Below are 26,921 nucleotides of genomic sequence, written 5' to 3'. Positions count from 1 at the left end.
GTGGGGGACGGGGGCGTGGCCTGTCCTACCGCATCGTCGGCCGCACGCTGCTGTGCGATGCCGGCACCGTCACCCTGTCCTACATCGGCCGCCCGGCGGAGGAGGAGTTCCCCGTCTTCTTCGACCAAGCGCTGATCGCCCGGCTGGCTGCCGAGTTCTGCCTCCCGCTGACCGAAAGCTCGACGCGGGCGGAACTGCTGGCCCAGCAGGCCGAGAGTGAGTTCCGCCGCGCCCGCCAGATCGACGCCCAGCAGGACAGCCAGCCCGGTTTCGAGGACTTCACCCTGATCGACGCGCGAGCTTGACGGGGAGGGCATGATGGGACGGCTGCATCAGGTCAAGACCAACTTCACCGCCGGCGAGGTGTCGCGCCGCCTGCTGGGGCGCGGCGACCTCAAGGCCTACGACAACGGCGCGCTGGCTCTGCGCAACCTGTTCATCGACCCGACCGGCGGGGTGACGCGGCGGTCGGGGCTGGCCTTCACCGCGCTGGCGCGTGGCGACGGGCGGCTGGTGTCGTTCGAGCGCAATGCCGAGCAGACCTATCTGCTGGTCTTCACCGACCGTTGGATCGACGTGTTCCAGGGCGGCACCCGGCTGGCGTCGGTCTCCGCCCCCTGGACGTTGACGCAACTGGCGCAGATCACCTGGACGCAGAGCGCCGACACGCTGCTGGTCTGCCATCCCGATTTGCCGCCGCGCAAGCTGACGCGCAGCGACGATGGCGGCTGGACGCTGTCGGACTGGGCCTTCGCGGTCGAGGGCGAGCTGGTGCGCATCCCCTTCCACCGCTTCGGCGATCCGGCGGTGACGCTGACGCCGTCCGGCACCACTGGGGCGATCACGGTCACCGCGTCGGCTTCCGTCTTCGATCCGCGCCAGGACGGCACCCGGATCCGCATCAAGGGCAAGCAGTTGCTGGTGACCGGCGTGGTGTCGGCCACCCAGGTCAATGCCACGGTGAAGGAGACGCTGGTCGACACCCAGCCGACGACGGCTTGGGAGGAGCAGGCTTTCTCGGCCTATCGCGGCTGGCCGGTGTCGGCGGCCTTCCATCAGGACCGGCTGGTGATCGGCGGGTCGCGCGACCTGCCCAACCGACTGTGGCTGTCGCGGTCCGCCCAGATCTGGAATTTCGATCTGGGCGAGGGGCTGGACGATCAGGCCATCGAGTTCGGCATTCTGTCCGATCAGGTCAATGCGGTGCGCGCCGTCTTCTCCGGCCGGCATCTGCAGATCTTCACCTCGGGCGCCGAGTATATGGTGACCGGCGACCCGCTGACCCCGCAGAGCATGCAGGTCAACCGGCAGACGCGCATCGGCTCGCCGATGGACCGCGCCATCCCGCCGCGCGATGTCGAGGGGGCGACGCTGTTCGTGCCGCGCAACCGGCGCGAAATCCGCGAGTTCCTCTACACCGACACCGAGGCGGCCTATCAGGCGAACGACCTCGCCCTGCTGGCCCGCCATCTGATGGCCGGGCCGCGCGACCAGGATTACGACCAGAACCGCCGGCTGCTGTTCGTCGCGATGGAGGACGGCACGCTGGGGGCGCTGACCGCCTATCGGGCGGAGGATGTCACCGCCTGGACCCTGCTGGAGACCGACGGGGCGGTGCGTTCCGTCGCTGCGGTGGGGGACGAGGTCTACACGCTGGTGGAGCGGCGGGGCGTGTGGACCGTCGAGCGGTTCGACGATGCGCTGAACCTCGACACCGCCGTCACGGCGGAGCGGGGTGAGGCAGCCGCCGTCTGGGGCGGGCTGGCGCATCTGGAAGGGCGGACGGTCGCCGTCGTCGCCGATGGTGTGATCCGCAACCCCGCCACCGTCCAGGCCGGCAGCGTCACGCTCGACCCGCCGGCCCGCAAGGTCGAGATCGGACTGCCCTACACCCACCGGATCGAACCGCTGCCGCCCAACCTGCTGGGGCAGGCGACCGGGGCCGACATCGTCCGGCTGGTTGCCGTCACCTTCCGGCTGGAGGAGACGGCGGCGCTGCGCGTCGATCTGGGGCGCGGGTTGCAGGAACTTCCGCTTCACCGGCTGGGGCCGCAACCGGCCGGCGGGGTGCCGCCGCGGGTGTCGGGCGACCGCCGGCTGCGGGCGCTCGGCTGGCGCCACGACACCGATGTCCCGCTGTGGCGCATCGAACAGGATGCGCCGCTGCCTTTCACGCTGCTTTCCGTGACCATGGAACTGAAGGTGAATGACTGATGGGTGGAATCACTCCCCTCGTGACCACGGCGCTGCCGCTGGCGAACTCCGTCATCGGCACCGTGCGCAATGCCACTGCAAGCCAATCCAGTGCCGCAGCCCAACAGGCTTCCGCACAGCAGGCCGCGGCTGAACTCGACTACAAGCGCCAGCAGGATGCGGCGCAGGCCGCAGCCGCGCAGGCGGCGCTGGAACAGAAATACCGCGAGGAGGCTGCGGCGGCCGAGCGCAGCGTCCAGGCGGCGGCGACGGCCCGCCAGCAGCAGGCCCAGCTGGAGGCCGAGGCGCAGGCCCGCCAGTGGGCGCATGACGCCGAGTTGCGTCAACAGGAGCAGGAGCTTCAGCGCCAGAAGGACGAAACCGCGGCGGCGGCCGCGGCGGCGGCGCGGGCCAAGGAGATGGACGATTTCCGCGGAGCCCAGGAGCAGACGCTGGCGCAGCTGCGCGCCGGCCAGGAGGAGGCCGTCCGCGCCAAGGAGACCGATGCGCAGACCCAGCTCGCCCAGCTGACCGCTGCGGCGGATGCCGCCGAACAGCGGCGGCTGGCGGCACTGCGTCAGGCGGTCAGCAAGACCCGCGCCGGGTTGGGGGCGCGTGGCGTCACCGCCCAGGACGGGTCGGGCGAGGCGATCCTGCTGGGTCTGACCAACTCCAGCGAAACCGAGCGCAAGGACGCCCAGGCGACCGACCAGCTGAAGCGCGCCGCCATCCAGCAGGGGCTGGACGATGCCAAGCGCCGCAACCTGCTGGAGTTGTCGCAACTCGCCGACCGTCAGCGACTGGAATACATGAGCAAGTTCTTTTGAGGAACGGCTCCACCGCCCGGAGACCCCCCGATGTCCACGCCGCTTCTCATCCCGCGCGGAACGCCGCGGGTACAGTACCTTGCCGACGGCCTGCAGCGGGTCTTCACCTACCCGTTCCCGATCTTTGCCGCCGAGGATCTCCAAGTCTTTCTGGGCGCGGCCGTCCAGAGCACCGGCTATGCGGTCAGCGGAGCCGGTGCGACCGCGGGCGGGGCGGTGACCTTTGCAGCCGCACCGGCCGAGGGTACCGTCGTGCTGCTGCGCCGGCGGCTGCCCGTCGAACGGCGCAGCGATTTCGGCGAGAGCGGGCCGCTGCCGGCCGCCGCCCTCAACGGCGAGCTGGACCGGCTGACGGCCATGCTCCAGCAGGTGGCGGGCGATCAGGAGCTGATGCTGCGCTATGGCGACAGCGACCTGCCGGCCTCCCCCCTGCTGCCGGAGCGGGCCTTGCGCCGGGGCAAGCTGCTGGCCTTCGACAGCGCCGGCAACCCGACGATCCGCCCGCCGGTGGACGAGGAGGCGCTGGCGACCTATGTGCCGCCGGGGGCCGGGGCCACCGCCCGGCCGGTGCGCGACAAGCTGGCCGATCTCGTGTCGGTGAAGGATTTCGGCGCGGTGGGCGACGGGCTGGTCGATGACACGCTGGCCTTGCAGGCGGCGCTGACCTCCGCCCGTGCGGTGTTCGTACCGCCGGGCAGCTACCGCATCGCCAACACGCTGACGCTCGGCCATGGCCAGACGCTGTATGGGGCGGGGCAGGCGTCGGTGATCCGGGGGGCGTCGAACGGCTTCGACCTGATCCATCTGCCGGACGGCTACGCCACCCTGTCGGGCCTGCGGCTGGAGCAGGGGAAAGCCGCGGTGCGCCTGTTCGGACGCGACGGCGCTTGCGTGCAGAACTGCCTGACCGACCTGACGCTGTGGGAGCCGGAGGTGGGGCTGGTCTTCGACGGCCACACCGATCCGAACCTGCCCTGCTATTGGAACAACATCGCCCGCGTGCTGGTGGCGCGCCCGTCGCGCCATGGGGTGTGGCTGACGCGGACGGGGGCGGGCGACACGCCGAACGCCAACCGCTTCCAGGCCGTGCGGGTCTATTCGCTGTCGGCGCCGATGAGTGGCTGCGGCTTCTTCGTCGAGCAGGGGCGCTTCAACAACGCCTTCTTCGACTGCGAGGCCAACCTGTGGCCCGAGGCGGAAGCCTGCTTCCGTGTCGGCGCGGTCACCGACAAGACGCTGATCGTGAATTTCTACGCCGAATCGCTGGGCGCCCTGCCGAACCTGCAGCTGGACGCCGGGTCGGTGGAGACGGCGGTCGTCAACCTGTTCTCCGCCGCAGCCGGTCCGGCGATCCTCGACCGGTCCGGCGGGCGCTATACAGCGGTCAATGCCGGCTATCCGGAGAAGAACCGGCTTCAGCGCAGCCGCATCACCGAACTGGTGGTGGAGGCGCTGCGCTACGACACCGAATATGTCGAGCCGGCCGGGGGTGGCGTGGTGGCGCTGGACCTGACCAGTTCGGTCTATCTGGCCAGCGCCTATGCCGGGGCGGTGGAGTTGCGGCTCCCCAAGGCCGAGGATGTCAACGGCCATGCGGTGACGATCAAGCGCACGGATGCGTCGACCAACCCTCTGACGGTGACCGAGACCGGCGGGCCGGGGCCCGACGGGCGGGTGCTGTCGCTGGGCAACCGCTACGACTTCGTGACGCTGGTGTCGAACGGGGCCGGCTGGTGGATCGTCGGTGGCAACAACCCTCCCGCCAACGCCCGTTATCATGAGGCTCCCGGCCTGTTCGAACCGGACCTGAACCAGCAGCTCTATCTGGTCAGCGCCTGGAACGGGGCGGTGGAGGTGCGCCTGCCGGCGCCCTCGGCCCCGCATGCGGTCGGCCGCACGGTCACCATCAAGAAGTCCGACACCGGCGGCAACCGCGTCACCGTCACCCAGGCCGGCGGCGGCGGGCCGGACAGTGAGGCCATCGCGCTGTCCGCGCAGGGCCATGCGGTGACGACGATGTCGAACGGTGCCGGCTGGCACATCCTGGGGCGGAATCCATGAAGGAGAAGCACGACGACGGGTTTCGCGCCTTCGTCCAGGGCTGGAACGCCATGGTGGAGCTGAAGACCCCCGCCCACCATGCGCGGATGGCCGGCTGGCTGGAGGATCATATGGCCGGACAGAACCGGCGCATGCTGCTGATGGCCTTCCGCGGCTCCGGCAAATCGACGCTGGTCGGGCTGTTCGCGGCCTGGCTGCTGCTGCGCGATCCCAACCGGCGGCTGCTGGTGCTGGCCGCCGACCTGAAGCTGGCGATGAAGATGGTGCGCAACGTCAAGCGCATCCTGGAACGCCATCCCGATTGCAGCCACCTGAAGCCTTCGGCGAAAGAGCGGGACCAGTGGGCGGCCGACCGCTTCACCGTGGTGCGGCCGATGGAACTGCGCGACCCGTCGATGGCAGCGGCCGGCATCGGCGGCAACATCACCGGCAGCCGCGCCGACGTGGTGATCTGCGACGACGTGGAGGTGCCGCGCAACGCCGACACCGCGGTGAAGCGCGCGGCCCTGCGCGAACGTCTGTCGGAACTGGAGTATGTGCTGGTGCCGGGCGGAACGCAGCTCTATGTCGGCACGCCGCATGCGCAGGACAGCCTCTATGCCGGGGAGAGCGACGACGGCAGTCCGCCTTTCCTGGACGGGTTCGAGCGGCTGGTCCTGCCCGTTTACACGGAGGATGCCGAGGGCAACCGCAGCTATACCTGGAAGGAGCGCTTCGGCGAGGCGCATGTCGCCCGCATCCGCAAATCGACCGGTCCCAACAAGTTCACCAGCCAGATGCTGCTGCGCCCGGTCAGCGTCACCGACGGGGTGCTGAATGTCGAAAAGCTCGGCCGCTACGACGCGGAGCTGGAGTATCGCGAGGCGCTGGGGCGCGCGGTGCTGACGCTGGACGGGGTGAAGCTGGTCTCCGCCACCTGCTGGTGGGATCCGGCTTTCGCCCGGCCGGCGGGGGAGGGGGACGGCAGGTCCAAAGGCGGTGACGGCAGCGTGGTCGCCGCCGTCTTCGCCGGGGAGAACGAGCGCTTCTACCTGCACCGGGTGCTGTATCTGTCCGTCGATCCCAGGGCGGAGGAGACGGAGGCCGACCAGCAATGCATGCAGGTCTCCCGCTTCCTGGCCGACAACCATCTGCCGGCGGTCCATATCGAGATCAACGGTCTCGGCCGTTTCCTGCCCGGACTGCTGCGCAAGCGGCTGCGCGACGACCGGCTGGCCGCAGGGGTGGTCGAGCAGAACAGCCGCACGCCCAAGGCGGCGCGCATCATCAAGGCCTTCGACGCCCTGCTGGCCGACCGCCGCCTGCTGGCCCACCGGCAGGTCTGGCAAACGCCGCTGATCCGCGAAATGCGTGACTGGCGCCCGGACGGCCGCTATCGCGGGCCCGACGACGGGCTGGACGCGGTGGCCGGCTGCCTGGGCGCCGAACCTTGCCGCTTCGACCGCAGCACCACGGCACCCGAACGCCGCCCCGACTGGCGCGGTGCGGGTGCCGTGGTGGCTCCGGCGGACTGGGAGCTTTGAATCGTTTCCACATCAACACGAACGGGAGACCCCGATGCATGAGTCCCTGACCGCAGGCCTGGATCTCGCCTGGTGGATCACCGCCGTCGAATTGCCGGCGATGGGCGGGCTGTTCTGGCTGATCGCGCGGGTGCGCAAGGATGCGGACAGCGCGCTGGACGATCTGCGCGACCGGGCGGAGGAGGCCCAGGCGCAGGTGCGCGAGAGCCTTGCCGCATACAAGCTGGAGGTCGCGAAGACCTATGTCTCCTTCGCGACGCTCAAGGACGTCGAGCAGCGTCTGACCGACCATCTGCTGCGGATAGAGACCAAGCTCGATTCGGGCTTCATGCCGTTCGAAGGCGGACGGCGCTGACTGGAAAAGCCGGGTCAGTCGGCGTGGTGGATCATCGCCTGGTAGATCTTCCAGGCGATTTCGACCGACACGCCGCCGGCCCGCGCACCCGCCGCCAGCATGGTGGCGCTCGGCTTCAGCGGGACCGCGGTCTGACCCGGCTCGCACAGCGCGCCCATGGCGGTGACCGACGCGCCCAGATCCGTTTCGCAGGACGAGGTCTTCTTCAGCAGGCTCATGGAGATGGCGTTCATGGCGGGTCCTCCGTTGACTTGCTTCTGTCACAGCAAAAGCAGTGCCAACCGCCTGAGGCGGCCCAAATCCAGGAATCCCGGGCGATTCAAGGGGGGTGAGCAGGCAATTCCCATAATCCGGTGGCGAATGCCGCCGCCGAATTTCAAAAATACCCGCAAAATGCCGAATAGTTTCGAGTGTGCTTTGCAAAATGCAACGCGCGAAGCGTGCGGAATTGCAATCGGGGAGTCGATCTTGCGTTGTGCCGCCGGTCGCGATCCGCGGGCTGCGGCCCGTTACGGCCAAGCTGCGGCTTCGAGGTCTCTGGCCGCTGGGCATGCATTGCGTTAGTGTCCGACCGTCATGACCGACCGAATCATTCACCACATGTGCCGCGCGGACGAGTGGGACGCCGCCCGCCCGGCCGGCCGCTACCCCGGCTCGTCCCAGGACGTCCAGGACGGCTTCATCCATTTCTCGACCGCCGCACAGGTGGTGGAGAGTGCGGCCAAGCACCGCGCCGGCCAGGATGGCCTGCTGCTGCTGACGGTGGACGCCGACCGGCTGGGCGATGCCCTGCGCTGGGAGCCGTCGCGCGGCGGCCAGCTGTTCCCGCACCTCTACGGGCCGCTGCCGGTGGACGCCGCGCTGCGGGTCGATCCGCTGCCGCTGGGACCGGACGGGCGCCATGTCTTCCCGACCGGCTTTCCCTTCACCCTTCAGGACCTCGTTCCGTGATCGACCTCTATCCGCTTGCCGGGCCGCTGCTGTTCCGCTTCGACCCTGAGACCGCGCATGGCCTGACCATCAAGGCGCTGAAGTCCGGGCTGGTCCCGCCGGCCCGCGGCAGGGACGAGCCGGCGCAGCACACTCGCGTGTGGGGGCTGGACTTCGCCAACCCGGTCGGGCTGGCCGCCGGCTTCGACAAGAATGCCGAGGTGGTCGACGCCATGCTGAATCTGGGCTTCGGCTTCGTCGAACCCGGCAGCGTCACCCCGCGGCCCCAGCCCGGCAATCCACGCCCCCGCCTGTTCCGGCTGGTGGAGCAGCGCGCGGTGATCAACCGCATGGGCTTCAACAACGAGGGGCTGGAGGCCTTCGCCCAGCGGCTGGAGCGCCGCCGCGCGTCGGCCAGGCGCGCGCCCGGCATCGTCGGCGCCAACCTGGGCAAGAACAAGGACACGGTGGATGCCGCCGACGACTATGTGATCGGCGTGCGCCGGCTGGCGCCGCTGGCCGACTATCTGGTCGTCAATGTCTCTTCCCCCAACACACCGGGCCTGCGTGCGCTTCAGGGCCGCGACCCGCTGCGTGCCCTGTTGGAGCGGGTGCTGGAGGCGCGGGCGTCCTGCGGCCTGACCCGCAATCCGCCGCTGCTGCTGAAGATCGCCCCCGATCTGACGGTGGAGGACAAGAGCGACATCGCCGCGGTGGCGCTGGAGTCCGGCATCGACGGGCTGATCGTCTCCAACACCACCATTGCCCGGCCCGACAGCATTCCGGCGGCGATGCGCAGCGAGGCCGGCGGCCTGTCCGGCCGTCCGCTGTTCGAAGCCTCCACCTCCGTCCTGCGCGAGATCTATGCGCTGACCGGTGGCAAGCTGCCGATCGTCGGTGTCGGCGGTGTCGCGACCGGCGAGGATGCCTATGCCAAGATCCGCGCCGGCGCCTCGCTGGTGCAGCTCTATTCGGCGATGGTCTATGCCGGGCCGGCGGCGGTCCACCGCATCCGCCGCGAACTGGCGGAGCTGTTGCGCCGCGACGGTTTCCAGTCGGTGGCCGAGGCGGTGGGGGCCGATCACCGCTGATCCTGCGCAGGGTGGGGCCGGCGGCGGCGTAGCATTAACGGATCGTCAAGCGGGCGTCCCGACAGTGGGTCCCACGGTTGGAACGCCCGCAAGGTCCGCATCATGCTCCTGCCGGAGGCTGCGAACCCGTGAAGGCCCTGACCGCCGATTTCCGCCCCGGCACCGCCATCCCGACCACGGCGGCGCCCATCACCCTGGTTCCCGCCATGACCCTGCTGACGCACCTCGTCTATGCGCTGGCCTATCTGATCGCCGGCGGTTCGGCCGGTGCGGCACTGTGGGCGCTGCGTCCGGAGGCCGACCCGCTGGTGGCGTGGCTGGTGGGCGCGCTGGTGGTTCTGGCCGGTGCGCTGGTCCATGAGGCGGTGACGCGGCTGGAGCGCGAGCGCAAGGCCGCCCGCCGCATCGCCCGCCTGAACGACCGGGTGGAGGAACTGGCCCAACTGCTGGAGCGGCGGCTCGCGGCCGATCCCGGCGCCCAGCCCGACGGCGGGGTGCGGTACGACGCGGTGATGCAGGAGGTGAAGCTTCTGCAGTCGCTGGTCGCCCGCCTGACCGAGCGGCGCGCTCCCCGTCCGCCCTCCGCCAGTGGGGAGCGCCGTTCCACGCCCTCCGCACCGCCCTCTGCCGCCGCCGTTCCCGCCGCGCCACCGATGGACGACGCGGCGGTGCTGGAGGCGGTGCGCGACGCGCTGAAGGCCGACCGCATCGACGTCTATCTCCAGCCCATCGTCAGCCTGCCCCAGCGCAAGCATCGCTTCTATGAAGTGTTTTCGCGCGTGCGCGCCGCCGACGGGCAGCAGATCATGCCTGACCGCTATCTCGACATCGCCGAGCGCGAAGGGCTGATCGCCACCATCGACAATTTGCAGCTGGTGCGTTGCGTCCAGCTGATCCGCGAGACGGAACGACGCCAGCACGCCATCGGCTTCTTCGCCAACATCTCCGCCGCGACGCTGGCCGATGCGGAGTTCATGCGCCAGTTCCTGAACATGATGGCGCAGAACCACGCCCTGGTGCCCAAGCTGGTGTTCGAGCTGAGCCAGCACGCCGTGAGCGCGGGCGGGGCAGTGACGATGGGCATCCTGTCGCAGCTGGCGCGTCTGGGCTTCCGCTTCTCTATGGACCAGGTGACCAACCTCGCCATCGACCTGGACCGGCTGCTGCGCCATGAGTTCCGCTGCATCAAGCTGGACCGTGCGCTGGTGCTGGATCCCGCCAACGCCGGGCGCATCCGCGAGCTGCGCCACCGCTGCGCCGCCGAAGGCATCGACCTGATCGTCGAGAAGATCGAGACGGAGAACCAGCTGGTCGAGGTGCTCGACACCGGCTTCGACTTCGGCCAGGGCTATCTGTTCGGCGAACCGCGGCTGAGCCGGAAGCCGGAGTGACGGTGGACGGAATTGTCCGCATCGGACCAATGCCGAGTTGTGGCGGCAATGCAGCGTTGGCCTTTCGACAGCCTTGATTTCCGCAGCCGCGCTTGACATTCCCCCACGCGGCGATGGAAATTTCGCGTTCCCGGCCAAGTCCGGGCACCCGATGCGGGTGAGACCAACACTAGTAAATGGTGACTTCGGTGACGTCCAACATCGCCATCACGCTGCCCGACGGCAGCGTGCGGGAGTTCGACCGGCCGGTGACGGGGCTCGAGATTGCCCAGTCCATCGGTTCGCGCCTGGCCAAAGATGCGCTTGCCGTCAAGGTCGACGGCACGGTGAAGGACCTCACCACCACCGTCACTACCAACGCCAAGATCGAGATCGTCACGCGCAACCACGGCGACGCTCTCGAGGTCATCCGCCACGACGCCGCCCATGTGCTGGCAGATGCGGTGCAGAAGCTCTATCCCGGCACGCAGGTCACCATCGGCCCGTCGATCGCCACCGGCTTCTACTATGACTTCGCGCGCGACGAGCCGTTCACGCCCGAGGATCTGGAGAAGATCGAGGCGAAGATGCGCGAGATCGTCGGGGCCGATATCCCGATCGTCCGCGAGGTCTGGGACCGCGACGAGGCGGTCGCCTACTTCAAGAAGCTCGGCGAGCATTACAAGGCCGAGCTGATCGAGGCGATCCCGCAGGGCGAGCCGGTGTCGATCTACCGCCAGGGCGACTGGCTGGATCTGTGCCGCGGCCCCCACGCCATGACCACGGGCAAGGTCGGCCAGGGCTTCAAGCTGATGAAGGTGGCCGGCGCATACTGGCGTGGCGACAGCCGCAACCCGATGCTCCAGCGCATCTACGGCACCGCCTGGCGCGACGAGAAGGAGCTGAAGGCCTACCTGCACCAGATCGAGGAAGCGGAGAAGCGCGACCACCGCAAGCTGGGCAAGGAACTCGACCTGTTCCATGTCCAGGAAGAGGCGGTCGGCTCGGTCTTCTGGCATCCGAAGGGCTGGACGCTCTACCAGACGCTGGAAAACTACATCCGCACCAAGCTGAAGTCGGCCGGCTATGTCGAGGTGAAGACGCCGCAGCTGATCGACAGCTCGCTGTTCAAGGCGTCGGGCCACTGGGACATGTATGGCGACAACATGTTCAAGGTGGAGGCCGATGGTGGCGAGAAGCTGCTGGGCATCAAGCCGATGAACTGCCCCGGCCATGTCCAGATCTTCCGCCATGGCCTGCGCTCCTACCGCGACCTGCCGATCCGCATGGCGGAGTTCGGCGCCTGCCACCGCAACGAGCCGTCGGGCGCGCTGCACGGCATCATGCGCGTGCGCGCCTTCACCCAGGACGACGCCCACATCTTCTGCACCGAGGATCAGGTGCAGAGCGAGGCGGCCGAGTATTTCAAGCTGCAGCTCGGCGTCTACAAGGATCTGGGCTTCGACAAGATCTCGGTGAAGCTGGCTTTGCGTCCGGACGTCCGCACCGGCGCCGACGAGCTGTGGGACCGTGCCGAAGGCGCGCTGGCCCAGGCTCTGCGCGACGCCGGGCTGGAGTATGAGGAGCTGCCCGGAGAGGGTGCCTTCTACGGCCCGAAGGTGGAGTTCCACCTGACCGACGCCATCGGCCGGACCTGGCAGTGCGGCACCTTGCAGTACGACCCGAACCTGCCGGAACGACTCGATGCCAGCTACATCGGCGAGGATGGTGCCCGCCATCGTCCGATCATGCTGCACCGCGCGATCCTGGGGTCGATGGAGCGCTTCATCGGCATGCTGATCGAGCATTACGCCGGCAAGTTCCCGCTGTGGCTGTCGCCGGTCCAGGTGACCGTCGCCACCATCACCAGCGAGGCCGACGGCTATGCCGAGGAAGTGGCCAAGCTGTTGAAGCGCAAGGGCCTGCGCGTCGAACTCGACACCCGCAACGAGAAGATCAACCTCAAGGTCCGCGAGCACAGCCTGCAGAAGGTCCCCCTCATGCTGGTTGTCGGAAAGCGTGAAGCGGAAGAACGGACAGTCGCGCTCCGCGTGCTGGGCGGCAAGGATCAGGAAATTCTTGCCCTCGATGCCGCGGTTGCTAAACTGATTGAGGAAGCGAAATCGCCTGCCGGCGAGACCGTGACCGATTCGCCGTTTTAACAGACCGCGTGACGCCGCCGGCCGCTCCTCTGGACGGCCGGCCTCCACGTGGTTTCAGACCATGGAGAAGCGTCCATAGCCAGGATCCCGTCCGAAGCCGCCCCGACCCGCGATGGCCCGCGGGTGAACCGGGAGATCTCGGCTCGTTCCGTTCGTCTCGTCGGTGCAGATGGCGAGATGATCGGGGTGGTGTCGTTGCGCGATGCTCTGCTGGCCGCCGAGGATGCCGGTCTCGATCTGGTCGAGATCGCTCCCCAGGCGGAACCGCCCGTCTGCAAAATCCTCGACTATGGCAAGTTCAAGTACGAGGCGCAGAAGAAGGCGAACGAGGCCCGCAAGAAGCAGAAGATCATCGAGGTCAAGGAAATCAAGCTCCGGCCGAACATCGATGACAACGACTATGACGTGAAGATGCGCTCGGCGCGCCGTTTCCTTGAGGAAGGTGACAAGGTCAAAGTGACCCTGCGCTTCCGCGGCCGTGAAATGGCCCACCAGGATCTGGGTATGAATGTGCTGGTCCGCGTCCGCGACGAGCTGGAGGCGCTGGCGAAGGTCGAGCAGATGCCGAAGCTCGAAGGCCGCCAGATGGTCATGGTGCTGGCTCCGCGCTGACCCGTGGTGACGTTGTGAAAAAGGCCCGTCCGGGATGCCGGACGGGCCTTTTCATTTGCGGTGACGAGGGAGTCGCCTCAGCGCAGCGGCCGGTCGTCGACGATGACAACATAGCAGGTGTGGCGGGTGAATTTGGCGCAGTTGTCGAGCGCGGCGCGGCGGGCGGCGTCCTCGCTCGGCATGCCGGACTTCCAGCCGAAGGCGCCGTCCTGCGACACGGCGAAGGCCTTGCGTCCGGCCGCAGAAACATAGGCATCGAACTTCTCGCGTCCGGCGGCGGACAGTTCCGGCGGCGGCTCCAGCCTGACGCGCGCGCCGCGCGGCCCGTCCGGCGCGACAGCCATCGGCGGAGCAGCCGCCATGTCGGCGGCACCGCCGCCGGCCGGCCGGTCGTTGAGATAGGCGATGCGGCAGCCCTTCTGGGTGTGCGACATGCAGTTTTCCAAGGCACCCTTCTGCGCCTCGTCCAGGCTGCGCAGGCCGGACTTCCAGCCGAAGGCGCCGTCGGGCGAGACGGCGAAGGCCTTATTGCCGCCGGCTTCGACATAGGCGGGGAACTTGCCCCGGTTGGCGGCCGACAGTTCCGGCGGCGGCGGGAGGGCCGGCAGCGAGACCATGATCGGCGTGCCGCGTGGAGCCAGCCCGGTCTTCGTCAGGAAGCCGTCGACCATCGGCGTCCATTGCGGGATGGCGGCGCTGAAGAAGAAATGCCCGTCCTTGCCATTCGGCGGTGCGGCGACGAATTCCGCCCGCCCGCCCGCCTGGGTGAAGGCTTCCCACAGGCGCCGGGCGAGGTCGGGGCCGAAGAACAGATCGTTCTCGGCGTAGATCCACAGGGTGGGAACGCGCGACGTGCGGCCCATCGTGCCGAAGGCGCCGACCAGCCGGTCCTCCTGGCAGACCTGATTGTCGGCAACGGAACCGCGGCCGCCGGCGAAGCTGATGACCGCCTTCAGTCCCGGCGGCGGATCGGCGCTGAGCGCGATGCTGGCGAGCCCGCCGGCCGACACGCCCACCGCCAGGATGCGGCTGGGGTCGGCGAAGGGCTGCTCCGCCACATAGCGGATGGTTTGCCGCAGATCCTCGGCGCTCTGGCGGGCGGAGCGCAGATAGTCCGGGTTGTTGCAGGAGCCGGTCGTTTCGCTGTATGGGCCGTCCGACCCGCCATAGCCGCGCCGCATCACCGCCACCACGGCCCAGCCGCGCCGCGCGAACTCGCGTGCTTCCGGCAGGTAGCGCAACGGCGTCATTTGCGCCCGCTCCGCCGCGTCGCGCGGTGTGCCGTGGCTGAGGATGGCGATGGGGTAGGGGCCGGGCCCGTCCGGCCGCAGCAGCATCGCTTCCAGTGTGGCGGAAGTACCGTCGGGGAAGCGCGCCGGGATCGGCAGCGCCGTCTGCGTCAGACCTTCGGCCAGGGCGGGGCCGCAGCACAGCAGCAGGAAGAGCAGGGCGAACAGGCGGCGCAGGGTCATGGCGGGAATCATGGGCTGGCGCAGTCTCCGCAAGGGAAGGGCTCTTGCGCCTTTGTACGCCATCTTGGACTTGGCGTCAGCGGGGAGGGAAGGGGCGGCTGACGACTGCCCCTTCCCTGACCTTTCCCTCTACTCCATCCCCTGCCGCGCCACGCGCAGCGCCTCGGCCAGAACCTCCGCGTCGCCGATGTGGTTTGCGAGCAGCAGGATCAGCTTGGCGTTCAGGCGGGTGCTCTGGTCGGGGGTCAGATCGCGGTGGCTGTCGATCAACAGCTGGTAGACGTCGTCCGGGCTGGCGAAGCGCTGCTCGGTCATCAGTTTGGCCATGGGAAGGGCTCCGGAAATATGGGGGAATCAGCAGCCGACCGTGTGGCCGACCGCGCGGTCCAGCGCGGCGGACAGCGCCGCGCCGTCGAAACGGCGCCAGCGGGCGGCGATGTGCTGGTCGGGGCGGATCAGATAGACGCTGCCGGGGATCAGGTCATAGCGCTCGCGCAGCCGGCCGGCGCTGTCCACCAGCTCCCCGGCGATGCCGCGGCGGCGGTCGGTCACCGCGTGCCAGACCAGCGGCAGCGGCCCGGCGGCAAGACCGTCCAGCGCCTCCGCCACCTCTGCCGGGACCGGCCCGTCACATGCGGCGTAGAGCACGGTGAAGCGGCCGTCCAGCGCCTCCATCAGCCAGCCGGACAGGCCGTCACGCTCCACCGGCGCGTCGGTGGCGGGGGCGCCCGGCACCATCTTTCCGGCGAAGCTGTCGCTGTCCGGCGTGTTCAGCCGACTGTCGGTGTAGGTGGTGGGGGTCGACAGGCGGCCGGAATTGACCAGCGAGCGGGCGAAGGGCTGGTCGACCGCCAGTTCCAGCACGGCGTCGCGGAAGACGCGGCTCATCTCGCTCTTCGGCGTGATGAAGTCGGTGGAGCGGGTCGAGTTCAGGATATTCTCCTTCGCCGCCGCCACCCGTTCGTCGCTGTAGCTGTCCAGCAGCGACTCCGGCGCCTTGCCGTCAAGCACCAGCGCCAGCTTCCATACCAGATTGTCGGCGTCGGGCACGCCGCTGTTGGCGCCGCGGGCGCCGAAGGGCGAGACCTGATGGGCGCTGTCGCCGGCGAACAGGATGCGGCCGTGGCGGAATTGCTCCAGCCGGCGGCACTGGAAGGTGTAGACCGACACCCATTCCAGCTCGAACGGCGTGTCGGCGCCCAGCATCGCCTGGACGCGCGGGATGACCCGCTCCGGTTTCTTCTCCTCCTCCGGGTCGGCATCCCAGCCAAGCTGGAAATCCAGGCGCCAGACATTGTCGGGCTGCATGTGCAGCAGGGCCGACTGCTTGCGGTGGAAGGGCGGGTCGAACCAGAACCAGCGCTCCGCCGGGAAGTCGGCCTTCATCACCACATCGGCGATCAGGAAGCGGTCCTTGAACACCTCGCCCTGGAACTCCAGCCCCAGCATCTTGCGCACCGACGACTTGGCGCCGTCGCAGGCGATGACCCAGCCGGCCTCGACCGCGTGGACGCCGTCGGGCGTCTCCACCTGAAGCACGACATGGTCGGCCTCCTGCCTGGCGGAGATGACGCGGGAGAGCCAGCGCAGGTCGATCAGGTCGCTCTTGCGGGCTTGTGCGACCAGGAAATCCTCCAGGTAATATTGCTGGAGGTTGATGAAGGCGGGGATCTTGTGGTCCGGCTCCGGCAGCAGGTCGAACTGGTAGACCATGCGGTCGCCGTTGAAGACCTTGCCGATCTTCCACACGACACCCTTGTCGATCATGCGCTGGCCGACGCCCAGCCGGTCCCACACCTCCAGCGCGCGCTTGGCATAGCAGACGGCGCGGCTGCCGACGCTAACGGTGTCCTCGGCATCCAGCACCACCACCGGCACGCCCTTGCGCGCGAAGTCGAGCGCCGCGGTCAGCCCGACCGGGCCGGCGCCGACGATCACCACCGGATGGCGCCGGACATTACCGGTGCGCTGTTCCTCCGACGGTGTGAAACTGTATTTCGGATAGCTGAAGGTCGCGTGCATTGGGCGTTTCCTCCCCCGGAAACCATGACAGGACGCGTTGGCGGATTGTTATTGTTGCCAACGATACAGTTTCATTTGATACCAATCAAGCCCCAGCATTGCTCCCGGCAAGGCAGTCGGTGAAGCGATACAGGTGTGTTCACTATGCCGGAAAATCAGTATCGCGTACAGCCTGCGGCGGTGTAGCCTTGCGGCAAAAGATCGGCCGCAGACAGCCGAACAGGACAGCCGAACAGCGACACCGAGGAACGCCCGCCCATGACCGCCCCGACCGCCTTCCCGACCTTGCCGCGCCCGACCGTCTATGCCATCGACGGCGTGATCCCCGTCATCGACCCGACCGCCTTCGTCCATCCCTCCGCCGTGCTGATCGGCGATGTGGTCGTCGGACCCGGCTGCTATGTCGGTCCCTGCGCCAGCCTGCGCGGCGATTTCGGCCGGATCGTGCTGCAGCGGGGCAGCAACGTTCAGGACAACTGCACGATCCACGCCTTCCCCGGCCATGACGCCATCGTCGAGGAGGACGGCCATGTCGGCCATGGCGCGGTGCTGCACGGCTGCATCGTCCGCCGCAACGCATTGGTGGGCATGAATGTGGTGGTGATGGACGGGGCGGAGATCGGCGAGGACTCCATCGTCGCCGCCATGGCCTTCGTCAAGGCCGGCTTTGTCGTGCCGCCGCGCACGCTGGTGGCCGGCTTGCCGGCCAAGGTGATGCGCGAACTGCGTCCCGACGAGGTCGCCTGGAAGTCGGAGGGGACGGAGGAATACCAGCGCCTCGCCCGCCGCTCGCGCGCCACCATGGTCGCCTGTGCGCCCTTGGAGGCGGAGGAGCCCGGCCGAGGCCGCGTCGATGCCGGCACCAGCCAGCCGCTGCACAAGGTGAAGGGGGCCTGAGCGGCGTCCTTACTCGCCGGCCGGCTCAGCCTGCGCGCCGGCCGGCGCCGGGCGGGCGGCGAGCTGGTCGGCGCGGGCCTGGAGCTTGGACAGCAGCGTGTCGAGCTGCGCCCGCTCGTCGATCGACAGGGCGTCGGTGACCTCTTCCTCGTAGGTCAGCGCCATCGGCACGATCTCCGCATAGATCGCCAGCGCCTTGGGCGTCAGGGTCAGCAGGGCCTTGCGCCGGTCGGTGTCGCCCGATTCGCGCAGGATCAGCGCCGAATCCAGCATGCGGCTGATGGCGCGGCTGACCTGCACCTTGTCCATCGCCGTGCGCTGCGCGATCTCCCCTGCACTCATCGTCTCGCCGCCGCCCAGCACGGCGATGATCCGCCATTCCGGAATGGTGATGCCGAACCGCTTCTCGTACAGCTTGGCCAGCGTGTGGCTGACCGTGTTGGCCAGCACCGACAGCCGGTAGGGCAGGAAGCGCGTCAGATGCAGCGCCGGCAAATCCGTCTGGCCGGATGCGGAACTGGGGGAGGCGGTGCGGGAACGGCGGGCAGGCGGCATCGGCGGCGCATCGTCTGTAGGGAGGGTCGCGGGTGCCCCATCCTGCGCTGTAATTTGGCTCTTGCAACAGTTTCAAACGAAACTAAAATGGCGGCAACGGAACAGGCTTGCCGGCGCCCGATGCGGAAACGCCCGGCGGCATTGAGTGGGGAAGCGCCATGAAGAACTGGATTTCGTTTCCGAAGGTCGAGGGCACCGCGTCGCGTCAGGCCCATGTCCGGCTTCCCGCCGGCACCTACGAGCGCGAGATGGGGCGCGAGGGCTTCTTCGGCCCGGCGACCCAGATGCACCATGCCCACCCGCCGACCGGCTGGACCAGCTTCGACGGGCCGTTGCGCCCGCGCGCCTTCGACCTGAACCATGTCGACCACATGCCCGGCTGCCCGCTGGAGGCGCCGGCCCTGATGGGCAACGGGGCGACCCAGGTGCGGCTGTGGCGCTTCAAGGGCAGGATGGAGCATCTGGTCCGCAATGCCGACGGCGACGACCTGCTGTTCTTCCACCAGGGCGGCGGCCAGCTGTTCTGCGACTACGGCCATCTCGAGGTACGCGAGGGCGACTATGTCGTGCTGCCGCGCAACACCTGCTGGCGGCTGGAGACGGACGAGGCGGTGATGGTGCTGATGGTGGAGGCCACCAACGACGCCTACAAGCTGCCGCACAAGGGGCTGGTCGGCACCCACGCCATCTTCGATCCGGCGGTGCTGGACGTACCGGCGCTGGACGACGCCTTCCAGGCGCAGAAGCACGAGCGCGAAACCCTGGTCCGGGTGAAGAAGCGCGGGCAGCTCTGCGCCATGACCTATCCGTTCAACCCGCTGGACGCGGTGGGCTGGCATGGCGATCTCGCCCCGGTGCGGCTGAACTGGCGCGACATCCGGCCGCTGATGAGCCACCGCTACCATCTGCCGCCCTCGGCGCACAGCACCTGGATCGCGGGGCGCTTCATCGTCTGCACCTTCGTGCCGCGGCCCATCGAGTCGGACCCGGAGGCGCTGAAGCTGCCCTACTATCACTCGAACGAGGATTTCGACGAGGTGCTGTTCTATCACCGCGGCCAGTTCTTCTCGCGCGACAACATCCATCCCGGCATGGTCACCTATCACCCCTCGGGCTTCCCGCACGGGCCGCACCCGAAGGCCTACGAGGTGGCGCAGAAGTTCGAGCGCAAGGAGACCGACGAGGTCGCGGTGATGATCGACACCCGCGATCCGCTCGACGTCTATCAGGCGATGGACGGCGTCGAATGGGGCGGCTACGCCGACAGCTGGAAGGCGAAATGAGCGGCCATAAGGCTGCCGGACGCTGATTCTACAGGAAGGGAAGAGACGAATGAAGCTGGCAAGTTTGAAGGCGGGCGGGCGCGACGGCACCCTGGTCGTGGTGTCGCGCGACCTGACCCGCGCCACTCCGGTGCCGGAGATCGCCCGCACATTGCAGACGGCGCTGGACGACTGGACGGCGCTGGCGCCGAAGCTGGAGGAGGCCTATCGCGCGCTGAACGCCGATCCGTCCTCCGGCCGACCGTTCGATCCGGCGCTGGCGGCCTCGCCGCTGCCGCGCGCCTACCAGTGGGCGGACGGGTCGGCCTACGTCAACCATGTGGAACTGGTCCGCAAGGCGCGGGGGGCGGAGATGCCGCCCAGCTTCTGGACCGACCCGCTGATGTATCAGGGCTGTTCCGACAGCTTCCTGGCGCCGACCGACCCAATCCCGGCGGCGACCGAAGCCTGGGGCATCGATTTCGAGGCGGAGATCGCCGTCATCACCGGCGACGTGCCGATGGGCGTTTCGGCTGAGGCGGCGCGCGGGCAGATCAGGCTGCTGATGCTGGTCAACGACGTGTCCTTGCGCAACCTGATCCCGGCGGAGCTTGGCAAGGGCTTCGGCTTCTTCCAGTCCAAGCCGGCCTCCAGCTTCTCCCCCGTCGCGGTGACGCCGGACGAGCTGGGCGAGTCCTGGGACGGCGCCAAGCTGCACCGCCCGCTGGTGACGACGCTGAACGGCGAGCCTTTCGGCAAGCCGGATGCCGGCGTCGACATGACCTTCGACTTTCCGACGCTGATCGCGCATGCCGCCAAGACCCGCCATCTGGTGGCCGGCAGCATCGTCGGTTCGGGCACGGTGTCGAACAAGCTGAACGGCGGTCCCGGCAAGCCGGTCGATGCAGGCGGTGTCGGCTATTCCTGCCTTGCCGAGCTTCGGATGATCGAAACCATTGAGCACGGTGCGCCGAAGACTCCCTTCATGCGCTTCGGCGACCGGGTGCGGATCGAGCTGTTCGACGCCGCCGGCGCCAGCGTGTTTGGCGCCATCGACCAGCAGGTGGTGCGGTACGAAGGGCCGTAAGGGACGCCATCCGCGCCGATGGCCCATTGATTGCTGGTTGTGGACAGTGCACCGGCGGGGCTTTTTCACCCTGCCGATGCTCCTTTTCGCAGTTGCAACAACTCCCTTGGCTTGACTGCGTGACACAGCCTGCGGTCCGGAATCCATTCCAAGGTTGAGCCGCTGGGCGACAAATCATGAAAATTGACGTGCCTTCCGACCATTATCGATTATAAGGTGCCGCCCCTTACCCCTATTTGGCGCCGCCCACCGTTCATTCCGGAACATCTGGCGGACCGGAAACAGGTGTGCGGCATGAAGGCTCGGTTCAGGACGAAGATCATCATCGGCGTGGCGGCGGTTCTGGCGGCGGGCGCCGCCGCGTTGACTGCGGTGTCGCTCACCCTGTCGCGCGATGCCGGGCACAAGGCCGCCCAGACCCTGGCGGCCGAGATGGCGGACCGTCATGGGGCGCGGGTCGCCGCCGACCTGTCCGCCGCACTCGACGCCGCCCGTGCCGCCGCAGCCCTCGTGGAGGTCGAACGGTCCACCGGAAGCCCGCGGCGCGAAACGGTGAACCGCTACCTGCGCCGTGTTGCCGAAGCCAACCCGCTCTATGCCGGGGTGTGGGTGGATATGGCCGACGACGGGTTCGACGGCCGGGATGCGGCGTTCGCCGACCATGACCGGTCGACCGAGATTCTCGGCCTGCCCAAGACCGGCCGGATGAGCCTGCTGTGGCTGCCGGGGGACAAGGGGGTCCATGCCGACGACAGCGAGGGCTATCCCTTCTCCGACGTGCAGGAAAAGGAATATTACAAGTCGGCCGCCGCCGCTCGAAAGCCGGTCCTGACCGAGCCCTATCTCGACGACTTCACCAAGCGGCTGATGACCAGCGCCGCGGCGCCAGTGATCGACGGGACGGCAGGTGAGGGGCGGGTGATCGGCGTCACTGGGGTCGACATGGCGCTGAGCGGCCTGACCGACCTCGCCCGCTCGGTGAAGCCCTATGGCGACGGGTTCGCAGCGGTGCTGACCGGCTCCGGCCTCTATGTCGCCCATCCCGACGTCGGCAGGCTGTCGAAGACCGCCGACGACCTGCCGGAGGCCGCCCGCCGCGCCGTCGCCGAGGGCCGCGCCTTCGACGGCCTCGTCACGCTTGCCGGGGCGCCGCATTACCTGCGGCTGGCGCCGGTTCGCTTCTCCGGCGCGGAGGGGGCTTGGTCCTTCATGGTGGCGGCGCCGCAATCCAGCGTGATGGCCGATGCGAACCGGCTCGCCGTCCTGATCGTGCTGGTCAGCCTGGGCTGCGTCGCGCTGGGATGCGTGGTGGCCTGGAAGGTCGGCGACGGCATCGCCCGGCCGGTCAGCGCCGTCACCGTCGCCATGGACCGGCTGGCGGCCGGCGATCTGGCGGTGACGGTGCTGGGTGCCGACCGCGACGACGAGGCCGGCGGCATGGCCCGCGCCGTCGAGGTGTTCAAGGAGGGGCTGGTCCGGGCAAAGGAACTCGACCGGCAGCAGCAGGCCGACTGGCACGCCAAGGAGGCCCGCGTCGCGGCCCTGGCCGATTTGCAGAAGAGCTTCGAGGTCCGCGTCGGCGGCCTGACCGGGGCGCTGGCCTCGTCCGCCCAGCAGCTCGAATCGACCGCCCGCGCCCTGACCGGCATCGCCGACCAGAGTCTCGGCCGGTCGGAGCAGGTGGCCGCTTCCGCCAGCGCCGCCGCCGACAGCGTGCAGACCGCCGCCGCGGCGACGGAGGAACTGTCCGCCTCGGTCCAGGACATCGGCCGGCAGGTGGCGGACTCCGCCCGCATCGCCGATGCCGCGGTCTCCGACGTGAAGCGGGCCGACGAGGCGGTCACCGTTCTGGCGGAGAGCGCCGAACGGATCGGTGCCGTGGTGGAACTGATCAACTCCATTGCCGGCCAGACCAACCTGCTGGCGCTGAACGCGACCATCGAGGCGGCGCGCGCCGGTGAAGCCGGCAAGGGCTTCGCCGTCGTGGCGTCGGAGGTCAAGGGCCTCGCCAACCAGACCGCCAAGGCGACCGAAGACATCGTCGCCCAGATCAAAGGCATCCGCGATGCGACGCAGGAGGCGGTGACCGCCGTCCATGGCATCAACGAGACCATCGCCCAGGTCAGCCGCATCGCGTCGGGGATCGCCGCGGCGGTGGATCAGCAGGCGGCGGCGACCCAGGAGATCGCCCGCAGCGTGATCCGGGCGGCCGACGGGGCGCAGGAGGTCAGCGGCGGCATGGGCAACATCCGGGCGGGCGCCGGGGAAACCGGTGCGGCCGCCGACCAGCTGCTCGCCGCCGCCGCCGCGCTCGCCGGCCAGTCGAAGGACCTGACCCGCGAGATCGACGGCTTCATCGCCGGCGTCCGCAGGGCCTGAGGTGCCTGTTTCCCGTTATCCCACCGCCATCAGCCGGTCGGCCGGCAGTGTCTCCGGGATGTGCTGCGAGACATAGCCTTCGCTGTGGAGCTGGTCGTCCCTGGCGCCCAGCGCGCGGGCGGCGGCGACACAGGACTCGACGAAGGCGGGGCTGCCGGCGGTGAAGATGGCGTGACCGGACAGGTCGGGGAACAGGCCGGGCAGGATGGCCGGGATGCGGCCCGTCAGATGGCCGGCGGCCTCCTCCCGCGTCAGGGTCACCTTGACCTTGAAGTTGCGGTATTTGGCCTGCCAGTAGCTGAGCAGACCCAGCTCATACACGTCGGCCCGCGTGCAGGCGGAGAACAGCAACGTCACCGGCGGGCGGTAGCCACGGCGCAGCGCCGCGTCGGTCAACGCCAGGATGGGGGCGAGGCCGGAGCCGGCGGCCATGCACAGCACCGGGCTGTCCACCGACGGGTCGCCGATGAAGGTGCCGTAGGGGCCGGACAGCTTGACCATGCTGCCGACCGTCAGCGTGTCGTGGATCCAGCCACTGGTCGGGCCGCCGTCGACGCGGGTGACCTGCAGCACGATCTCGCCGTCCGGACGGGGCGCGTTGGCGATGGAATAGCAGCGCGGCGGCGCCCCGGCGGCGGCATCGCCCAGCATCACATACTGGCCCGGCCAGTAGCGCAGCGGCTGGCCCAGCGGGCGCAGGCGCAGTTCCACGATACGCCGCGTGCGCGGGATGCGGTCGGTGACGATGAACAGCACGTTTTCGCGCGGCGGGAACAGCTTGGGCTGGGCGTCGGCGGTGCCGTATTCGATCACCAGTTCGTCGGAGATCGGCTTGGCCATGCACATCAGGCCATAGCCGTCCTTCCGCTCGGGCTGGGACAGCGCCATGTCCAGGACCATGCCCTGGTCGAACTGGCCGCTGAGGACCTTGACCTTGCATTCGCCGCAGGCGCCGGCGCGGCAGTTGTTGGGCAGGGCGTAGCCGGCCTGTTCCAGCGCTGACAGGACGGTCTCGCCGTCACGGCACTCGACCGTGCGGCCCGAGGGGTGGAGGCGGATGCGGCTCACCGGCGGGATCCTTGGGCGGGATTGGAGATGGGCGGAATTGAAGACGTGGGCGCGCGATGCCCCCTCCCTGACGCTCGAAAAAGGGCAGGGAGGGGAGTGGGAGAGTTCAGGCAGGCCTGCTCAGAACACCGGGATGATCTCATCCATGTCGACGTCCCGGACTTCCTCGCCGGTGATGCCGACCTCGGGGATGGCGGGGAACGGGATGTTGTAGCGGTCCAGCACGCCCTTCAGGTTCAGCATGGCGTTGCGCCAGTTCTCCTTCTTCGCCTCGTAATCCGGGATGTGGAAGCCGGCGTTGCGGGCGATGGCCTCGGCCTCGCGCTGGGTGGCGATGAAGTCGTCGGGCAGGTCCCAGAACTGGGGCGGCGGTTCGAACAGGACGGCGGACAGGAACAGGTAGCCGGCGCGGATCTGCTTGGTGATGATCGACCGGTCCTCCACCGCCAGATGGGGATAGTCGCGCTCCATCACCGACATGCAGATCGCCATGTGGCGGCCCTCGTCGCGGCCGATGTTGCGGAAGGCCTCCTTGAACACCGGCTCGCTGCAACCGGCCGCCATCTGGTGGAAGATGGTCGCCGCCGCGATCTCGCCCATCAGGAAGGAGCTGAACAGAACGGCCAGCGAGTATTTCGGAACCGCCTTCTTGTAGCCGTCCCAATAGCGGCCGCCGTTGTAGTACAGCCAGTGTGCGTTTTTCTGCAGCCGGCGACCGAGATCGGTCCTGGGCTCGTAGGTCAGCGGGCTGGTGGCCTCAAGAAGCTTGGTGATGGCGAGGCCGCACATCTGCTCATGGTTCTGTTCGTCGCGGGTGACCGAGAAGAAGCAGCGGCGGACCGGATCCTCCTCATGCACCTCGTAGGTCTTGATCAGGGCATGGGCGAAGACCGGCGGGGCGGAGGCATCGAACACCGACAGGATGGTCCACCAATAGGCGATGGCCTCCCGCTCCTCCCAGCTGTAGCGCGACACGTCGAAGCTGTCCCAGGGCAGCTTGGCCGGGTCCCAGTTTTCGCGCTGGGCAGCGGCATAGACCTCTTCCAGCTTCTTGGTCTGCGACACCCAGGACAACGGGTAGACGTTCGGCTGCGGCGTGGCGGGGGGCAGCTCCATCGTGTTGGCGATGGGGGCGTAGTCCTTGGACATGGGGGCGTTTCCTCCGGGAACATTCCGCGGGCGCTCACATTTCCATCGGCGCCCTGTGGTCTTTATATGACACAAAAAAACTCCACTATCAACGAGATGTGTATCGCTTTAAATCGGGAGCGATGCCAAGGTAATTTATTGATTTGAAAACATAAGTGCGGAAAAGAGACGAATTGATCCAGATCAATTCGTTCGTTCAGCCAACGAAAAACTCAGGGTAGGTATCGGGATGACCGGCGGGCAGGGCCGTGTTCAGGACCTGACGAGGACGGGAATGTTGCCGCGCACCATGTCGCGGGCGGCGGGGTCGACATCGGCGACGATGCAGGCGTGCATGTAGGCGCGGCTCAGCACATCGCGCGCGAAGCCGACTCCGTGCGACCGTTGCCGGAATTCCTCGCTCCGCATCGGAGTGCCGAAGATCGCCTGCCAGAAGGTCGGCGTGTCGAGCGGGCCGAAATTCATCGCCCAGAAGCCGAATTCGGGGGCCCCGCCCGAGGTCTCCCGCAGCAGCAGCGTCACGTCGCGATGGCGCGGGTCGTCGACGATGCGGGCAAACAGTTGGTCCACCGCCTCCGCTTCGCCTTCCAGAACCTGGAGGAAGATGCCCCTGAACTCTACCAGGAAGCCGGTGAGGCCCCGTTCAGAGTTCTTGCGGGCGCTGAACAGACAGATGTCGGCAAGCGCACTGTAGGGAAGCCGGTCGATGGCCTCGCTGCGGTAGACGATGGTCAGCATCGACAGCTTTCCAGCCTTCGGTCGATTGGGAACGATCGTCGACTGTATCGTCTTTTTCTGGGCCTGACGTGTGGTGTTTTGGTGTGACTGCTCCCAGGACGCGGAAACTGTCCGATCCGGGAATGCTTATATTAGCCGGCGGCAATGGTCTCCAGCCCGCCGAACCGGCCGTGGAAGGCGGGCTGGGCGTCGGGCAGCGGGCCGTTGGCGGTGGTCGCCGCCTGCATCAGGAAGGCTTCCGACGGGCCGGCGAGGCGGCGGTAGAGGTTGCGCGTCAGCATCCGCGATTCCTGTCCCGGCCAGTCCGCCGGCAGCAGGTCGGGCGGCAGCATCGGGTCGCGCAGCAGGATGCGGCGGAAATCATGGATCATCAGCGTGCGCAGGACGAAGCAGGCGGCCGGATCGGGCGCCTCCGCGGCATCGACCGCCGCCCAGACCGGACGGAAGTGATCCAGAAACGCGGCATAGTCGTGTTCGAGCTGATCGATGTCCCAGCAGCCGCGCACCAGATCGCGCAGCGCCCCGAACCCCTCCGCCCGGTCCAGGCTGGCCTTCATGTGGACGATCCTGTCGGCCACGCCCAGCTCCGCCAGCGAACGGTGCATCGCCGCCTCGTCGCAGTTGGGATGGGCGTAGACGGTGGCCGATGCGGCGCCGAAGCCCTGCCAGGTCAACTCCCGACGCAGCGCGTCGCGCGTCTCGGCATCCAGCGCGTTGGGCGGCACCATCAGCAGGTCCCAGCCGCGGTCCCATTCGCGGGCCAACGGCGCGTAAATCCGCCGTTCGGCCGCCGCGAAGCGTTCCTTCCCGCTCTCGGTGACGCGGTAGAAGCTGCGCCGGCCGATCTGGGTGTTGGTCAGCCAGTCATCCTTGCACAGCCGGAAGACCGAGGTGCGGACGATCCGCTCGCTCATGCCGAACAGGCCCATCAGCTCGATCAGGCTGCCCAGCCACAGCGATCCGCCATGCGGCAGAACCGCGTCGCCATAGACGGTGATGATCAGCGACTTCGCCCGCGGCGCGATGGTCTCGGTCAACTGGGCGGCGAGGTCTTCGGGGCGGCGCGGGCGGGCCATGCGGAGGGGGCGTCCTTATCGATGCGGCTTTGGATCGTGTGTCGAAGCGGGGCTGTGCGACGGAGTTGTATACGAAACCCGGGGCCGGTTGG

At 68.3% G+C, this 26,921-nt stretch carries 24 protein-coding genes; 15 read left to right on the top strand and 9 right to left on the bottom strand.

The genetic code is table 11. From position 1 onward, the window contains the following. The 6 genes from GBZ48_RS10405 to GBZ48_RS10380 form a co-directional block, all read left to right on the top strand. The coding region (locus GBZ48_RS10405; protein ID WP_484463069.1) for a phage connector family protein at positions 1-305 on the top strand (305 nt) is incomplete at its 5' end. Positions 306-315: 10 nt separating this feature from the next. Then, positions 316-2,214, top strand: coding sequence for a phage tail protein (locus GBZ48_RS10400; protein WP_209798166.1), 1,899 nt, complete (start codon positions 316-318; stop codon positions 2,212-2,214). Next, on the top strand, positions 2,214-3,020 hold the full coding sequence (locus tag GBZ48_RS10395; RefSeq protein ID WP_174470968.1) for a hypothetical protein: 807 nt from the start codon (positions 2,214-2,216) through the stop codon (positions 3,018-3,020). The genes GBZ48_RS10400 and GBZ48_RS10395 overlap by 1 nt, the downstream gene beginning before the upstream one ends. Before the next feature lie 30 nt (positions 3,021-3,050). Then, a complete protein-coding gene (locus GBZ48_RS10390) occupies positions 3,051-5,081 on the top strand; it encodes a glycosyl hydrolase family 28-related protein (protein WP_174470967.1) in 2,031 nt (676 codons plus the stop codon). Beyond that, on the top strand, positions 5,078-6,604 hold the full coding sequence (terL, locus tag GBZ48_RS10385) for a phage terminase large subunit (RefSeq protein ID WP_174470966.1): 1,527 nt from the start codon (positions 5,078-5,080) through the stop codon (positions 6,602-6,604). Before GBZ48_RS10390 ends, terL begins: the two co-directional genes overlap by 4 nt. A 34-nt stretch (positions 6,605-6,638) precedes the next feature. Then, positions 6,639-6,959, top strand: a complete 321-nt coding sequence (locus tag GBZ48_RS10380; RefSeq protein ID WP_174470965.1) for a hypothetical protein — start codon at positions 6,639-6,641, stop codon at positions 6,957-6,959. A gap of 14 nt (positions 6,960-6,973) precedes the next feature. Here GBZ48_RS10380 and GBZ48_RS10375 read toward each other — a convergent pair whose 3' ends face one another. After that, entirely contained in the window at positions 6,974-7,192 is a 219-nt protein-coding gene (locus GBZ48_RS10375; protein WP_109048021.1) for a hypothetical protein, read from the bottom strand. A 343-nt stretch (positions 7,193-7,535) separates the two neighbouring features. On the opposite strand from GBZ48_RS10375, the gene GBZ48_RS10370 reads away from it, so the two are divergent. The 5 genes from GBZ48_RS10370 (at position 7,536) to infC (ending at position 13,124) form a co-directional block, all read left to right on the top strand. Continuing rightward, entirely contained in the window at positions 7,536-7,910 is a 375-nt protein-coding gene (locus GBZ48_RS10370; protein WP_174470964.1) for a DUF952 domain-containing protein, read from the top strand. Further along, positions 7,907-8,980, top strand: a complete 1,074-nt coding sequence (locus GBZ48_RS10365; RefSeq protein ID WP_174470963.1) for a quinone-dependent dihydroorotate dehydrogenase — start codon at positions 7,907-7,909, stop codon at positions 8,978-8,980. The genes GBZ48_RS10370 and GBZ48_RS10365 overlap by 4 nt, the downstream gene beginning before the upstream one ends. Before the next feature lie 128 nt (positions 8,981-9,108). Further along, positions 9,109-10,371 carry an EAL domain-containing protein gene (locus tag GBZ48_RS10360; RefSeq protein ID WP_343049519.1) on the top strand — a complete coding sequence of 421 codons (1,263 nt, stop codon included), beginning with the start codon at positions 9,109-9,111 and terminating at the stop codon, positions 10,369-10,371. Positions 10,372-10,547: 176 nt separating this feature from the next. Continuing rightward, positions 10,548-12,512: a threonine--tRNA ligase gene (gene thrS, locus GBZ48_RS10355; RefSeq protein WP_174470962.1), complete on the top strand. Its 1,965-nt coding sequence runs from the start codon at positions 10,548-10,550 to the stop codon at positions 12,510-12,512. Positions 12,513-12,596: 84 nt separating this feature from the next. Continuing rightward, positions 12,597-13,124, top strand: coding sequence for a translation initiation factor IF-3 (gene infC, locus GBZ48_RS10350; protein ID WP_042696225.1), 528 nt, complete (start codon positions 12,597-12,599; stop codon positions 13,122-13,124). A 77-nt stretch (positions 13,125-13,201) separates the two neighbouring features. Here infC and GBZ48_RS10345 read toward each other — a convergent pair whose 3' ends face one another. From GBZ48_RS10345 to GBZ48_RS10335, 3 genes are all read right to left on the bottom strand, one after another. Continuing rightward, positions 13,202-14,608 (bottom strand): CocE/NonD family hydrolase, encoded by a 1,407-nt coding sequence (locus tag GBZ48_RS10345; protein WP_246307111.1) that lies wholly within the window; start codon positions 14,606-14,608, stop codon positions 13,202-13,204. A 117-nt stretch (positions 14,609-14,725) separates the two neighbouring features. After that, positions 14,726-14,923 (bottom strand): DUF2783 domain-containing protein, encoded by a 198-nt coding sequence (locus GBZ48_RS10340; RefSeq protein WP_098739082.1) that lies wholly within the window; start codon positions 14,921-14,923, stop codon positions 14,726-14,728. Positions 14,924-14,950: 27 nt separating this feature from the next. After that, positions 14,951-16,618, bottom strand: coding sequence for an FAD-dependent oxidoreductase (locus tag GBZ48_RS10335; protein WP_174470961.1), 1,668 nt, complete (start codon positions 16,616-16,618; stop codon positions 14,951-14,953). 258 nt (positions 16,619-16,876) lie between these two features. Here GBZ48_RS10335 and GBZ48_RS10330 point away from each other — a divergent pair, with 258 nt between their 5' ends. Further along, on the top strand, positions 16,877-17,515 hold the full coding sequence (locus GBZ48_RS10330) for an acyltransferase (RefSeq protein WP_174470960.1): 639 nt from the start codon (positions 16,877-16,879) through the stop codon (positions 17,513-17,515). Positions 17,516-17,524: 9 nt separating this feature from the next. Here the strand turns inward: GBZ48_RS10330 and GBZ48_RS10325 are convergent, their stop codons facing one another. After that, complete coding sequence (locus GBZ48_RS10325) at positions 17,525-18,070, bottom strand: MarR family winged helix-turn-helix transcriptional regulator (protein WP_174470959.1); 546 nt, start codon at positions 18,068-18,070, stop codon at positions 17,525-17,527. A 158-nt stretch (positions 18,071-18,228) separates the two neighbouring features. On the opposite strand from GBZ48_RS10325, the gene GBZ48_RS10320 reads away from it, so the two are divergent. The 3 genes from GBZ48_RS10320 (at position 18,229) to GBZ48_RS10310 (ending at position 22,798) form a co-directional block, all read left to right on the top strand. Continuing rightward, positions 18,229-19,353: a homogentisate 1,2-dioxygenase gene (locus GBZ48_RS10320; RefSeq protein WP_174470958.1), complete on the top strand. Its 1,125-nt coding sequence runs from the start codon at positions 18,229-18,231 to the stop codon at positions 19,351-19,353. A 49-nt stretch (positions 19,354-19,402) separates the two neighbouring features. Continuing rightward, entirely contained in the window at positions 19,403-20,419 is a 1,017-nt protein-coding gene (locus tag GBZ48_RS10315) for a fumarylacetoacetate hydrolase family protein (RefSeq protein ID WP_174470957.1), read from the top strand. A gap of 294 nt (positions 20,420-20,713) precedes the next feature. Beyond that, entirely contained in the window at positions 20,714-22,798 is a 2,085-nt protein-coding gene (locus tag GBZ48_RS10310) for a methyl-accepting chemotaxis protein (protein WP_174470956.1), read from the top strand. 15 nt (positions 22,799-22,813) lie between these two features. Here GBZ48_RS10310 and GBZ48_RS10305 read toward each other — a convergent pair whose 3' ends face one another. The 4 genes from GBZ48_RS10305 to paaX all read right to left on the bottom strand — a co-directional run bounded on the left by GBZ48_RS10305 (position 22,814) and on the right by paaX (position 26,829). Then, a complete protein-coding gene (locus GBZ48_RS10305; RefSeq protein ID WP_174470955.1) occupies positions 22,814-23,866 on the bottom strand; it encodes a 2Fe-2S iron-sulfur cluster-binding protein in 1,053 nt (350 codons plus the stop codon). Between the two features lie 120 nt (positions 23,867-23,986). Then, the gene (locus GBZ48_RS10300) at positions 23,987-25,015 is read right to left on the bottom strand and encodes a hypothetical protein (RefSeq protein ID WP_174470954.1); all 1,029 of its coding nucleotides are present in this window, start codon (positions 25,013-25,015) and stop codon (positions 23,987-23,989) included. A gap of 252 nt (positions 25,016-25,267) precedes the next feature. After that, positions 25,268-25,753 (bottom strand): BLUF domain-containing protein, encoded by a 486-nt coding sequence (locus tag GBZ48_RS10295; protein ID WP_174470953.1) that lies wholly within the window; start codon positions 25,751-25,753, stop codon positions 25,268-25,270. A 131-nt stretch (positions 25,754-25,884) separates the two neighbouring features. Continuing rightward, the gene (gene paaX, locus GBZ48_RS10290; protein WP_109048008.1) at positions 25,885-26,829 is read right to left on the bottom strand and encodes a phenylacetic acid degradation operon negative regulatory protein PaaX; all 945 of its coding nucleotides are present in this window, start codon (positions 26,827-26,829) and stop codon (positions 25,885-25,887) included. Between the last annotated feature and the right edge of the window lie 92 nt (positions 26,830-26,921).

The sequence above is a fragment of the Azospirillum melinis genome (assembly GCF_013340935.1).
Taxonomy (GTDB): Bacteria; Pseudomonadota; Alphaproteobacteria; order Azospirillales; family Azospirillaceae; genus Azospirillum; species Azospirillum melinis.
Note: the sequence above shows the minus strand (reverse complement) of the source record. Positions and strands in the feature narration are given on the sequence as shown.

What these genes read in the sequence shown, in the direction of transcription:
- GBZ48_RS10400 (WP_209798166.1), top strand. Translation starts at nt 316, where the DNA reads ATGATGGGACGGCTGCATCAGGTCAAGACCAACTTCACCGCCGGCGAG.
- GBZ48_RS10395 (WP_174470968.1), top strand. Translation starts at nt 2,214, where the DNA reads ATGGGTGGAATCACTCCCCTCGTGACCACGGCGCTGCCGCTGGCGAAC.
- GBZ48_RS10390 (WP_174470967.1), top strand. Translation starts at nt 3,051, where the DNA reads ATGTCCACGCCGCTTCTCATCCCGCGCGGAACGCCGCGGGTACAGTAC.
- terL (WP_174470966.1), top strand. Translation starts at nt 5,078, where the DNA reads ATGAAGGAGAAGCACGACGACGGGTTTCGCGCCTTCGTCCAGGGCTGG.
- GBZ48_RS10380 (WP_174470965.1), top strand. Translation starts at nt 6,639, where the DNA reads ATGCATGAGTCCCTGACCGCAGGCCTGGATCTCGCCTGGTGGATCACC.
- GBZ48_RS10375 (WP_109048021.1), bottom strand. Translation starts at nt 7,192, where the DNA reads ATGAACGCCATCTCCATGAGCCTGCTGAAGAAGACCTCGTCCTGCGAA.
- GBZ48_RS10370 (WP_174470964.1), top strand. Translation starts at nt 7,536, where the DNA reads ATGACCGACCGAATCATTCACCACATGTGCCGCGCGGACGAGTGGGAC.
- thrS (WP_174470962.1), top strand. Translation starts at nt 10,548, where the DNA reads ATGGTGACTTCGGTGACGTCCAACATCGCCATCACGCTGCCCGACGGC.
- GBZ48_RS10345 (WP_246307111.1), bottom strand. Translation starts at nt 14,608, where the DNA reads ATGATTCCCGCCATGACCCTGCGCCGCCTGTTCGCCCTGCTCTTCCTG.
- GBZ48_RS10340 (WP_098739082.1), bottom strand. Translation starts at nt 14,923, where the DNA reads ATGGCCAAACTGATGACCGAGCAGCGCTTCGCCAGCCCGGACGACGTC.
- GBZ48_RS10335 (WP_174470961.1), bottom strand. Translation starts at nt 16,618, where the DNA reads ATGCACGCGACCTTCAGCTATCCGAAATACAGTTTCACACCGTCGGAG.
- GBZ48_RS10330 (WP_174470960.1), top strand. Translation starts at nt 16,877, where the DNA reads ATGACCGCCCCGACCGCCTTCCCGACCTTGCCGCGCCCGACCGTCTAT.
- GBZ48_RS10325 (WP_174470959.1), bottom strand. Translation starts at nt 18,070, where the DNA reads ATGCCGCCTGCCCGCCGTTCCCGCACCGCCTCCCCCAGTTCCGCATCC.
- GBZ48_RS10320 (WP_174470958.1), top strand. Translation starts at nt 18,229, where the DNA reads ATGAAGAACTGGATTTCGTTTCCGAAGGTCGAGGGCACCGCGTCGCGT.
- GBZ48_RS10315 (WP_174470957.1), top strand. Translation starts at nt 19,403, where the DNA reads ATGAAGCTGGCAAGTTTGAAGGCGGGCGGGCGCGACGGCACCCTGGTC.
- GBZ48_RS10310 (WP_174470956.1), top strand. Translation starts at nt 20,714, where the DNA reads ATGAAGGCTCGGTTCAGGACGAAGATCATCATCGGCGTGGCGGCGGTT.
- GBZ48_RS10300 (WP_174470954.1), bottom strand. Translation starts at nt 25,015, where the DNA reads ATGTCCAAGGACTACGCCCCCATCGCCAACACGATGGAGCTGCCCCCC.
- GBZ48_RS10295 (WP_174470953.1), bottom strand. Translation starts at nt 25,753, where the DNA reads ATGCTGACCATCGTCTACCGCAGCGAGGCCATCGACCGGCTTCCCTAC.
- paaX (WP_109048008.1), bottom strand. Translation starts at nt 26,829, where the DNA reads ATGGCCCGCCCGCGCCGCCCCGAAGACCTCGCCGCCCAGTTGACCGAG.